Origin of the sequence: Shimia sagamensis, from assembly GCF_900182745.1 — a bacterium.
Classification (GTDB): domain Bacteria; phylum Pseudomonadota; class Alphaproteobacteria; order Rhodobacterales; family Rhodobacteraceae; genus Shimia; species Shimia sagamensis.
The window spans coordinates 448,804-459,358 of the sequence record NZ_FXTY01000004.1; the positions used below are offsets into that span (position 1 = coordinate 448,804).

The following is a 10,555-nucleotide window of genomic DNA, read 5'->3' on the forward strand; positions in this document are numbered from 1 at the left end:
AGCCATCAGCAGAGATTATGCCTCTACGTCGTCCACATCCACTTGGCCGGTCAGCATGCGGCGCACAATGGACCAGCCGAGGCCGATGCCCAGCACAATCGACAAAGCCAGGATGGCCAGCCAGATGTTCACCGCGCCGTTATCCAGGCTGAGCATGTTGTAATCGTGCAGAACCCAGGCGACGGCCGCGAGCACGGCCAGCACCACCGACATGCCAAAGGCGCCGATGGAGCGAAGGGTGGCGCGCAGGTAAATCACGTAGCCAATCAGCAGCAGAAGGCCGAGCAGCACGGTTAGGGGCAGTTCTTCGGCGTAGTTGGCCTGTGCCCAGACAACAAAATTGTACTCGGTTGGGTTGTAGGTTGCTGCCAACAACAGAAAGGCGATCAGCCAGCGTAACAAGAGCCCCATCTCTGTCCCCTTAGATGTCTTGCCTGTGTTTTTTCACAATCCTCGCGCAAAAAGCCACTCTCTGTCCAGTCTGCGACGCACTTTGCGGTTTCCCAAGCCAAACAACATGGCTACAAGGGCGCGGGTTTGAACTCTCTGCAAAGGACCGGATATGGCCAATGTTGTTGTTGTAGGCGCTCAGTGGGGCGATGAAGGAAAAGGTAAGATCGTTGATTGGCTCAGCGAACGTGCCGATGTCATCGCGCGATTCCAGGGCGGGCACAACGCGGGCCACACGCTGGTCATTGATAGCAAGGTGTATAAGCTGCACGCGCTGCCGTCTGGCGTGGTGCGTGGTGGCAAACTGTCGGTGATCGGCAATGGCGTGGTGCTGGATCCTTGGCACCTGCTGAATGAGATCGAAACCGTGCGGGCGCAGGGCGTGGATATTTCGCCAGAGACATTGATGATTGCGGAAAACACGCCGTTGATCATGCCGTTCCACGGCGAGTTGGATCGGGCGCGTGAAGAGGCGGCCTCCAAAGGTACTAAGATTGGCACCACTGGGCGCGGCATTGGTCCGGCTTATGAAGACAAGGTGGGCCGCCGTGCGATCCGTGTTGCCGATCTGGCGGATGCCGCCACTTTGGAAGCCCGTGTCGATCGCGCGTTGCAGCACCATGATCCGCTGCGCAAAGGTCTGGGCGTGGAAGCCATTGACCGCGATGCACTGGTTGCGAAGCTCAAAGAGGTTGCTGGAAAAATTCTGCCCTATGCGGCGCCGGTTTGGAAAGTGCTGAACGAGAAGCGCAAAGCGGGCAAGCGTATCCTGTTTGAAGGGGCGCAAGGCGCGCTGTTGGACATTGATTTTGGCACCTATCCGTTTGTGACCTCTTCCAACGTGATTGCCGGCCAAGCGGCGACCGGTGTGGGCATTGGTCCAGGTTCTATCGACTATGTGCTGGGCATCGTGAAAGCCTACACCACCCGCGTGGGTGAGGGGCCGTTCCCAACCGAGCTGTTGAATGCCGATGGCTCCCCTGATGTGGACGGCGAGCGCCTTGGCACCCGTGGCCATGAGTTTGGTACCACCACTGGTCGTCAGCGCCGCTGCGGTTGGTTTGACGCTGCGCTTGTGCGTCAAACCTGTGCGACTTCTGGTATCAAAGGCATTTGCTTGACCAAGCTGGATGTACTGGACGGGTTTGAAACGCTGAAAATCTGCGTCGGCTATGATCTGGATGGAGAAACGCTGGATTACTTGCCCACGGCGGCGGATCAGCAGGCACGGTGTAAGCCGATCTATGAAGAGATTGCGGGTTGGTCTGAGACCACCGAAGGCGCGCGCAGCTGGAACGATCTGCCAGCCAATGCAGTGAAATATGTGAAGCGCGTGGAAGAGCTGATCGAATGCCCTGTGGCGCTGTTGTCGACCAGCCCGGAGCGGGAAGACACCATTCTGGTCACTGACCCGTTTGCCGATTGATCGCGCAAGCCTCTGACAGGAGACTGACATGGCCCTAAGTTACAAAGCCCGTCGTCGGGTTGCGCTGCTGGTGCTGCTGGTTGGCTTGCCCATCTACATTCTGGTGGCCTCGGTTCTGGCCACCACCATTGCACCGGATTCAGTTCTGGTGACTTTGCTGCTCTATGTGGGGCTTGGGATTGTTTGGATCCTGCCGTTCAAATCGGTGTTCAAAGGCATTGGTCAGGCGGATCCGGATGCGCCGAAGCAGCGGTTTGACGACGATCCTTAGGGTGACCTTGCATAAAGTTAGCGAGCGGCGGCACTTCGGTGTCGCCGTTTTGCGTTTTTGCGGGGGTGTCGATGTGAGGGCTTGCAGCTCCCCTTAGAGCGGGGGACAGTTGGCGATGGCTGAGTTGACCCCACGCATTTCCTTTTCATATCGGGATGATCCCACGGTGCCGCCGTTTGATGACAGTGGACCAATCACGGTGATGGACGGGGAGTGCGCGCTGTGCAGTTTTGGCGCGCGCATGATTGCGCGGTTTGATCGGGATGAGGTGTTTCGGATTTGTCCTGGGCAGACGGAGCTTGGTACGGCGCTTTTGGGGCATTATGGGTTGAAGCCGGACGATCCGGAAAGCTGGTTGCTGATCATGGATGGGCAGGCTTACGGTTCGCTGGATGCCATCATTCGTGTCGGCCAAACGGTGGGTGGCGTTGGGCATATACTACGCGTTTTGCGAATATTGCCGCGTGGGATGCAGGATTGGATTTACCGGCGGATCGCGCGCAATCGCTACGCGATGTTTGGCACAGGCGATATGTGTTCATTACCAGATGAAAAGTTGAAGGCGCGGTTGTTGTTAAAATGAAAATTGTGGTGCTGGGCGGCTACGGTGTATTTGGCAGCCGGTTGACGGAGCTTTTGCTGCGCGACGGGCATGAGGTTACCATCGTGGGGCGCGATGCGGGAAAAGCAGACGCGCTTGCAACCAGGCTGGGCTGCGATTGGGCCGCGTTTGATATTCATCGCGATGCCGAAAAACTTCTGGAACTGAAGCCTGAGGTGGTGATTGATGCCGCTGGACCGTTTCAGGCCTATGGTGCCGATGGGTATCACGTGGCGCGGCTTTGCATTGATATCGGCGCAGATTATCTGGATCTGGCTGACGATGCGGCATTTGCGCAGGGCATCAGTGGATTGGATGAGGCTGCCAAAGCCGCCGGACGGCGGGTTCTTTCCGGGGTGTCCAGCGTGCCTGCATTGTCAGGCGCAGTGGCCGCGGAACTTTGCCGGGACATGGCGCAGGTTGATCTGATCGAGACCGCAATCCTCCCTGGAAACCAAGCCCCGCGCGGCGCTTCTGTTATGGCCAGCATCTTGTCTCAACTTGGGGCGGCGGTCCCTGTGTGGCGCGGGAGCCGCTGGCAGGATCAAAAAGGATGGAGTGATGCGCGGTCGGTGACTTTGATGCCAGGCTTGACGCGTCGGGCACGGTTTATTGAGGTGCCGGACATTTGCTTGTTTCCCAAAGTGTTTGGCGCGCGTTCCGTGATGTTTCGGGCGGGCATGGAGCTTGGGATTCTGAATTGGGGCATGGCGATAGTGGCGGCGGTGCGCTCGGTGTGGCCTTTTGAGATTACAACACGCCGGTTGGCGGTGTTTCGGTCGCTGGCACAGATACTGCAACCATTTGGAACGGATCGCGGTGGGATGGCCGTCGATGTTGTGGGGGCTGTCAGCGGAGCGACGGTCCGCCGCAGCTGGCGGTTGGTGGCGGAGGCCGGAGAGGGGCCGTTTATGCCTGCGGTGGCTGCGCGTGCGGTGGTCCGCAATTTGGCAGATATTCCCCCAGGCGCGCGGGCGTGCGTTACGGAAGTGCCTTTGAAAGAGATGCAGGCGGCATTTGCGGATTTACAGGTTCATGACACCCGCAGCGAAAAACTTTGGGTCCCTCAATTTCAGAAGGCTTTGGGTGCCTTCTGGGACCGCTTGCCTGCGGCGGTGCAAGATGCGCATAGGGTGGTGGACGTCACACGGCTTCACGGGCACGCGCAGATTGAGAGGGGCAATGGCTTGTTGGCTGTAGCGGCGGCGCGGGTCTTTGGGTTTCCCAAGGCCACAGAGCGGTGTCAGGTTTCAGTGACCAAGACAGTGACAGAAAAAGGAGAGGTCTGGGCACGCGACTTTGGTGGGCATGTCATGCGGTCGCGCTGTGAGCTGGCGCCAAAAGAGGGACGGTTTCGAGAACGGTTTGGCGCCTTCTTGTTTGAAATGGATCTGAAGGTTGAAGATGCCGAGGTTCATATGCCGGTGCGTCGCGCGTGGTGTCTGGGAGTGGCTTTGCCCAAAATACTGTTGCCGTTCAGTGATACGCGAGAATTTGAGCGAGATGGGACGTTCCATTTTGATGTGGCTCTGTATGCACCGACGGGTAGCTTGATGGTGCGCTACCGTGGGTCATTGCTGCCTGTGGGAAGTGACGCACCGATATTGCAAAATTGAAAAGCCCGATCGGCTGATCGGGCTTTTGCTTTGCAAATTTTGCAGGCTGACTTACCCTGCTTTGCTGTCACGTGGCTTGAAGTTGATCGAGGCGTTGGCAGTGAACCGGCCACCGGCCACTTTGTCGATCTTCTTTTCGCGCAACAGCTGTCCAAAGGCACGCAGACCCTCTTCGCGGGTGAATTGTGGAATGTTCACCTCACGAGACATGCGCATCAACATCGGACGGGAAAACCGCTCCAGGCCTTCAACATAAGTCAAATAGGCCGCCGCTGCTTCGGTGCTTTCCGGCAATTGGCTTGCCCCCATGCTCGCAGCATAGTCTGCAAACCCGCTCAACGTGGTGCCTTTGGCGCTGACCGGGGCAGCGGACTTCGCGGCTTCGTCGCGGTCCAGTTGGTCAGAAGACACCCGGCGCGGACGAACAGGGACGCGGCGGGGGGCTTTTTGTACACTTTCAGGCTCTTGTTGAGCGGGTTGTTCGGATTTATTTTGCTCGGTGGCATCAACACGTTGCGCCGCCACCAGTTTTAGCGGAGCTGCACTTGATTTGGATGATTTGGCCTCACCGGATTTGCCACCTGGTACGGCGCGCACAACGGAGGCGAGGTCGTCACGGTAGGCGACGGTGTCGTCTTTGCCTTTGCCATCATTGCCTGCGCGTTTTTCGGCGCGAGTGGCGGCAACAGCGGCGCGCAAATGCGCGATGGCGCTGCGACGGCCTTTACCTTGAGGCTCTTCCATTTCGCTGTTGGCTTTGGCCATCAGGCGGGAAAGATCTGGTTCAGGCTGCTGGCGAGGCTCACCCATTGTTTCGACTTCCGGTGCAACCGGCGTGTCCAAAACAACCTGCGCGTCATCTTGCGGAGCGGCCTTTGGCGCGGCCTGCGCAACGTCGGACAGCTTCAACTCGGCTTCCACTTGCGCCAATTCAGCCAGCAGGTCCGCTTCGTCTTCGGGTGTCAAGCTGGTTGGCTTTGGGGCCTCAGGCGCAGGGGATTGGACCGTTTCGCCGTCTTCATCCGCAGAGGCTTCCAATTGGCCCGAGGCAACGGCGTCCTCAAAGTCAGCCTTTTTCATTCGAACCACGCGGGCACGCAGCGGGCGCACTTTTTGCACAACTGGCTCCGGCTTTGCCTCTTCCTCAGCAACGACCTTTTCTGGTGTCGGTGATTCCTCAGCCAGCACATCTACAATCTCGGCGTCTTCGACCTCGGCCTTAGACATTACGATGTCTTCGGTCAGCTCAGCGGCCGCCTCTACAGCTTCATCGTCTTCAGCGTTGATTGGGGTCAAATCCATCGGCGCCAACTCTTCGTCGAAGATGTTGCTGTCAGCAGGTGCCTCGGCAGTGGTCAACTCTGGTTGATCGTCTTCGGCGTCCACGGCCGCGGTATCCGGCTCAGCTTCTACACGGGCGACAACGGCACGAATGCGCTCCAGCTTGGCGGCGATGGAGTTTTCTTCAAACTCCGGTTCGTCGGCAGCGTCTTCCCAATCGGCGGCCTCTACGGCGTTGTCCGCCGCGTTCTCGGCAAACGGGTCCGCGCTGTTGCTTTCCACAGGCGCATCCAAAATCAGAAGGTCGGAGGTGTCTGCTTCGGAATCGGTTTGCAGCTGGTCATCAGACAGGGCGTCCACAGCGGACACAGCGGCGGAGATGCCTGCGAGGTCTACTTCTGAGGACGCGACTTCAACGATGTCTTCGGCCGCAACCTCTTCGATGGTCTCTTCAATTATGTCGACAACAGGGGTTACTTTGGCCTCTGGCAAGCTGTCATCGGCAATTGCGGCCATCACGCTGTCAGCGATATTGTCTTCAGAGACCGGTTCAGGAGTGCCTTCAAAACCCGCTTCCGGCGCGGGCTCTTCGGTCACCGCAACTTCGGCCACGTCTGCTTCAACTTCAGCAGGGGTGTCCTCAGCCACAGGTGCTTCGGCCAGCACGTCTTCTGCAACGGTTTCCTCTACAGGAGCGGGCGCGTCTTCCTCTTCGATCACCTTTTCGGCTGCAACCGGGGCGTCCTCGACAACAGCTTCAGCAACGTCTTCTACTGGTACGTCAACCAGCCCTTCTGCGGGTGTGTCTTCAACGGCTGGCACCGCTGCCTGTGCCACGACCTCTTCAATCACAGGTGCTTCAGCCACAGGCTCAGGTGCTGCTTGTGGTTCTGGTCCTGGCTGCGCCTCAGGCGCGGCTTTGGCCACGTGTTGTTCTACCTGCTCGGGCCGAGCTTCGTTTTCGTCTTTTGGCTCACCTGCGCTCAAAACGATGGCGCCATGATCCAAACGCGCACTAACGCGGCGGGTGATTTCTTTCTCTGCGATGCGGGCAAGCATCTCAGCATCCGGGGTCGGGGGTTCGGCACCAAAATACCGATCGTCCGCCGCCAGATCCCTGAAATACTCAGCGATTGCCTTCATTGTATCAAACGACTCCTCAAACCCTTCAAGGGTGCAGGAGAATGTCCCGTAAGACACCGTGAGCACTTTGTTATTAGTAACCATCTTCTGCGGGTCCTTTGCACTACTCGCAATCAAACTACCACCTAAGGAAAGTCGAAACGTGACCGATTCTGTGGAAGACAGGGTATCATTTCTAGGCCAAATTGTGGCGAGGGGCTTTTGAGAGGGGCGAAACGGGGCGACATGGCAGCTATTGTTCACAGTATGGAACCAATCACGCTGGTTGGTGCGGGATCGTTGCGAGATTCAGATATAGACGACTCATTGGCGCTTGCCCCGACATTGGTGGCGGCTGACGGCGGCGCCGCGCATTGTTTGGCAGCGGATCACATGCCGGAGGCGGTGATTGGGGATTTGGACAGTTTGGACATGGTTCAGGCGGCGAGCATTCCGTGGGAACGTGTGCATGAAATCACAGAGCAGGACAGTACCGATTTTGACAAGGCTCTGCGCAATATAGAGACGCCGTTGGTGGTGGCTGTGGGCTTCACTGGTGCACGCATGGATCACGAGCTGGCGGCGTATAACGTGCTGGTGCAGCGTGCGGATCGGCGCTGTGTGCTGGTAGGGGAAACTGATGTGCTGTGTGTTGTGCCACCCAAACTGATGCTGGATGTGCCTGCGGGTACACGGGTATCCCTTTTCCCAATGCGGGATGTGACCGGGAGCTCAATGGGACTGAAATGGGCAATCGACGACATTGCTTTTGCACCCAGCGGAGCAATTGGCACGTCAAATGCGGCAACCGGAGTTGTGACGTTGGAGATGGACGGACCTGGTATGCTGTTGATCGTGCCCAAAGCGATTTTGCCGCTGTTGGTTAAGACACTGCTTGCGACGCCTGAAGGCTGGCCCGCTCCCTGAACACCACATAAAGACCAGCGGCCATGGTGATGCAGATGCCAAGTGCGGCGAGACCGTTGGGCCAGTCACCAAACACCAACCAGCCAATCAGGGCGGCAATGGGGATTTCGAGATACTGCATCGAGGCGAGGGTGGACGACGGCGCGTAGCGCAGGCTCCAAGTCATCACCAGATGGGCGGCGGTGCCGATTACTCCAATCGCCAATAAGAGGCCCCAGTATTGGGTGTCGGGGCTGGAAAGTGACAGAGCGGGCCACTCCAGTGATTGGCCGGCAAAAAGTGCAACGGCGATAAAGGCTGAGCCCAGCACGCCGCTGACTGCTTGCACACCAATGGGATCGGTGTCTTTGGCAATTTGGCGGGTGACCAGCATAAAGAGGGCAAAGATCACAGCCACACCAAGCGGCAACAGGGCGGGGGCGCCGACTTCGATAAAGCTGGGCTGGATCACCATGAGCGTGCCAACAAAGCCCACCACGCAGGCCATGAGACGGCGTAGGCCAACCTCTTCATTGAGCACATATTTGCCCAAGATCAACATGAGGAACGGCATGACAAAGGCAATGGCCACGGCGTCTGCCAGGGGCAGATAGCGCAGGGCGGTGAACATAAAGGCAATGCCTGCGATGTGCAGCAAGGTGCGCCAGACGACCAGTTTGAAGACACGTCCAGACGTGCGCCAGGGGCGACGGGTCACAATCACAATCGGGATCAGGATCAGCGCTTGCAGTGCAAAGCGGATGAAGACCAGTTGCCCCAATGGGACCGCGCCGGACAGGAGTTTGGCTACAGCGTCGCCCAACGGGGCGAGCACGCAAAACCCCAGCATCAAAAGGATGCCAAGCAAGGGGCGGTCTTGCTGGTCTGAATGATCGTTCATCGCGGCACGCTAGGGCGGCGGATTAACCAAGGCAACAGAAAGATTGTGCCAACACAATGTGGGTAGATGTCAGAACTCGGTGATGCCAGCCTGCACCGGGCGTTCCAGATATGTCGAGAGCGCCACATATGTTTTGGTGCTGACCACATCGGGCATGTCGTAGAGCCGTTTGAGCAGGGCCTCCATGGCTTTGGAATCCTGCATACGCACTTTCAGCAGCATACAAGTGTCTCCTGTCACAGAGTGGATTTCTTCCAATTCGGGCAAGTCACGCAACTCCATCATAGCGGTGGACTTGCCCCAACCGGTGGTGTCGACATGTAGAAAGGCCAAAAACGGTTTGCCGGTCATCATTGGATCAAGCTGCGCGGTCACACCAGATATGCGGCCGGAGGCTTTGTAACGTTTCACACGCTCATGCACGGCAGGTGGGGACAGGCCCACCTTGTCACCCAGAGTGGCGTAGCTTTGCTCAGCATCTTCGCTCAAAAGGCCTAATAGCTTTCGGTCAATGGCGTCCAAACCCTGTGTGTCTTTGAGTGTCACCTGAACCTCATTCGGAATTTTTACTAAAGCGCATTATGATATACACAGATTGCACCAGATTGACTATCCAGTCTCCAAAATACGGAGTCTGATATGAAACCAGTTTGGGTGTTGATGTGTGCCATTGCTGTTGTGGGGGCCAATTCTTTGGTGCTGAGCCCGATTGCGGCGGATGTGGCCTTGGACTTTGTCGAAAAAAGCGCACCGGATGTAATGTTGGCCTCCGCGGTTTATGGCGGCAGTACAGCGGTGAGTGCATTGTTTCTCGCGCCGCGCGCAGACCAGATGGGGTTGAAGCGGGCGTTGATAGTGGCTCTGGTGATCCTGGTGATCGCGCTATTCATCAGTGCTTTGGCGCCAAGCTTGGACGTCTTGACGTTCGCACAAGGGTTGGCTGGCATTGGTGCCGGGCTGGCGTTACCAGCCACCTATGGTCTGGCAGCGGATGTGTCCCCAAAAGGTCAGGAGAGCGCAACGCTGGGCAAGGTGCTCACTGGCTGGACATTGAGTCTTGTGGCCGGCGTATCCTTTGCGGCGGTGCTCGCGGATCTGCTGCATTGGCGGGCGGTGTTTGGGTTGATGGCCGCGCTGAGCGCTGGGTTGAGTGTGCTGATCTGGAAGATGCAAGTGCCACAGCGGGCTGCGGTACAAGCGGTGTCGCCGTTCAAAGCGTTTCGCGTACCGGGATTGTTGCCCATCTTGTTGGCGGTGGTTTGCTTTATGAGTGCGTTTTATGGGCTCTATGCTTACCTCGGGGCGCATCTCACCACGATTTTGGGGTTTTCCACCGGAATGGCGGGCTTGGGTGCGCTAACCTACGGGGTTGGCTTTGGCATGGTGGCGCCGCTGGATCGGTTGATCGATCGTTTTGGCGCCACGCGGGCCGCGCCGGTGGTGTTCGGCGCGCTGCTACTGGTCTATCTGCTGATGGCGGTCTGCGCTGGACAGGGGCTTGCGATCTTTGGGGTGTGTCTGTTTTGGGGCGCGGTGAACCATATGGGCCTGAACATTCTGGTTGGGCAGATGAGCGCCCTCTCGCCCAGCCAGCGCGGGGCAATCTTGGGGCTTTATAGTGCCACCACCTATGTGGCGATGTTTGTGGGCACCGCCGCGTTCCGGCCGGTGTTTGAAACGCAGGGGTTTGCTGTTGCGTCTGTGCTGTCTGCCGCTTGTGTGGCGCCTGCGCTGATCAGCGCTCTTTGGACGTTGCGTCGGTCAGGGCACGCGGTGGTATCCGCCGCAGAATGAAAAAACGGGCCGACACAAAGGTCGGCCCGACAGGGAATGAACCCGGGCGATGGATCGACGCCCGGCTTCGGGGAAAACCTTAGCGGTTCATTCGATTTTCGATGAGATCATCGACCACGCCGGGATCGGCCAGTGTGCTGGTATCACCCAGGGCGCCATAGTCGTTCTCAGCAATCTTGCGCAGGAT

The 10,555-nt window shown here is 58.0% G+C and carries 10 protein-coding genes; 6 read left to right on the plus strand and 4 right to left on the minus strand.

Going from position 1 to position 10,555, the window contains the following annotated elements:
• Window positions 1–15: 15 nt before the first annotated feature.
• A complete protein-coding gene (locus QOL67_RS13050) occupies window positions 16–411 on the minus strand; it encodes a DUF6524 family protein (RefSeq protein WP_283426404.1) in 396 nt (131 codons plus the stop codon).
• A gap of 151 nt (window positions 412–562) precedes the next feature.
• On the opposite strand from QOL67_RS13050, the gene QOL67_RS13055 reads away from it, so the two are divergent.
• The 4 genes from QOL67_RS13055 to QOL67_RS13070 all read left to right on the plus strand — a co-directional run bounded on the left by QOL67_RS13055 (window position 563) and on the right by QOL67_RS13070 (window position 4,364).
• Complete coding sequence (locus tag QOL67_RS13055; RefSeq protein WP_283426405.1) at window positions 563–1,876, plus strand: adenylosuccinate synthase; 1,314 nt, start codon at window positions 563–565, stop codon at window positions 1,874–1,876.
• 28 nt (window positions 1,877–1,904) lie between these two features.
• A complete protein-coding gene (locus QOL67_RS13060; protein ID WP_283426406.1) occupies window positions 1,905–2,147 on the plus strand; it encodes a DUF2842 domain-containing protein in 243 nt (80 codons plus the stop codon).
• 115 nt (window positions 2,148–2,262) lie between these two features.
• Entirely contained in the window at window positions 2,263–2,730 is a 468-nt protein-coding gene (locus tag QOL67_RS13065; protein WP_283426407.1) for a thiol-disulfide oxidoreductase DCC family protein, read from the plus strand.
• Window positions 2,727–4,364, plus strand: a complete 1,638-nt coding sequence (locus QOL67_RS13070; protein WP_283426408.1) for a saccharopine dehydrogenase family protein — start codon at window positions 2,727–2,729, stop codon at window positions 4,362–4,364. Before QOL67_RS13065 ends, QOL67_RS13070 begins: the two co-directional genes overlap by 4 nt.
• A gap of 51 nt (window positions 4,365–4,415) precedes the next feature.
• Here the strand turns inward: QOL67_RS13070 and QOL67_RS13075 are convergent, their stop codons facing one another.
• Window positions 4,416–6,872 carry a hypothetical protein gene (locus QOL67_RS13075; protein WP_283426409.1) on the minus strand — a complete coding sequence of 819 codons (2,457 nt, stop codon included), beginning with the start codon at window positions 6,870–6,872 and terminating at the stop codon, window positions 4,416–4,418.
• Window positions 6,873–7,013: 141 nt separating this feature from the next.
• Here QOL67_RS13075 and QOL67_RS13080 point away from each other — a divergent pair, with 141 nt between their 5' ends.
• The gene (locus QOL67_RS13080) at window positions 7,014–7,694 is read left to right on the plus strand and encodes a thiamine diphosphokinase (protein ID WP_283426410.1); all 681 of its coding nucleotides are present in this window, start codon (window positions 7,014–7,016) and stop codon (window positions 7,692–7,694) included.
• On the opposite strand, the gene QOL67_RS13085 is transcribed toward QOL67_RS13080, so the two are convergent.
• Together QOL67_RS13085 and QOL67_RS13090 are read right to left on the minus strand one after the other, a co-directional pair.
• Entirely contained in the window at window positions 7,651–8,574 is a 924-nt protein-coding gene (locus QOL67_RS13085) for a DMT family transporter (protein WP_283426411.1), read from the minus strand. The two genes, QOL67_RS13080 and QOL67_RS13085, sit on opposite strands and share 44 nt — an antisense overlap.
• A 69-nt stretch (window positions 8,575–8,643) precedes the next feature.
• On the minus strand, window positions 8,644–9,120 hold the full coding sequence (locus tag QOL67_RS13090) for an Lrp/AsnC family transcriptional regulator (protein ID WP_283426412.1): 477 nt from the start codon (window positions 9,118–9,120) through the stop codon (window positions 8,644–8,646).
• Window positions 9,121–9,213: 93 nt separating this feature from the next.
• Between QOL67_RS13090 and QOL67_RS13095 the strand changes: the two genes are divergently transcribed.
• Window positions 9,214–10,368, plus strand: coding sequence for an MFS transporter (locus tag QOL67_RS13095; RefSeq protein ID WP_283426413.1), 1,155 nt, complete (start codon window positions 9,214–9,216; stop codon window positions 10,366–10,368).
• The last annotated feature ends 187 nt before the right edge of the window (window positions 10,369–10,555 follow it).

Coding starts and splice junctions, on each gene's coding strand:
- QOL67_RS13050 (WP_283426404.1), bottom strand. CDS start 411: ATGGGGCTCTTGTTACGCTGGCTGATCGCCTTTCTGTTGTTGGCAGCA.
- QOL67_RS13055 (WP_283426405.1), top strand. CDS start 563: ATGGCCAATGTTGTTGTTGTAGGCGCTCAGTGGGGCGATGAAGGAAAA.
- QOL67_RS13060 (WP_283426406.1), top strand. CDS start 1,905: ATGGCCCTAAGTTACAAAGCCCGTCGTCGGGTTGCGCTGCTGGTGCTG.
- QOL67_RS13065 (WP_283426407.1), top strand. CDS start 2,263: ATGGCTGAGTTGACCCCACGCATTTCCTTTTCATATCGGGATGATCCC.
- QOL67_RS13070 (WP_283426408.1), top strand. CDS start 2,727: ATGAAAATTGTGGTGCTGGGCGGCTACGGTGTATTTGGCAGCCGGTTG.
- QOL67_RS13075 (WP_283426409.1), bottom strand. CDS start 6,872: ATGGTTACTAATAACAAAGTGCTCACGGTGTCTTACGGGACATTCTCC.
- QOL67_RS13080 (WP_283426410.1), top strand. CDS start 7,014: ATGGCAGCTATTGTTCACAGTATGGAACCAATCACGCTGGTTGGTGCG.
- QOL67_RS13085 (WP_283426411.1), bottom strand. CDS start 8,574: ATGAACGATCATTCAGACCAGCAAGACCGCCCCTTGCTTGGCATCCTT.
- QOL67_RS13095 (WP_283426413.1), top strand. CDS start 9,214: ATGAAACCAGTTTGGGTGTTGATGTGTGCCATTGCTGTTGTGGGGGCC.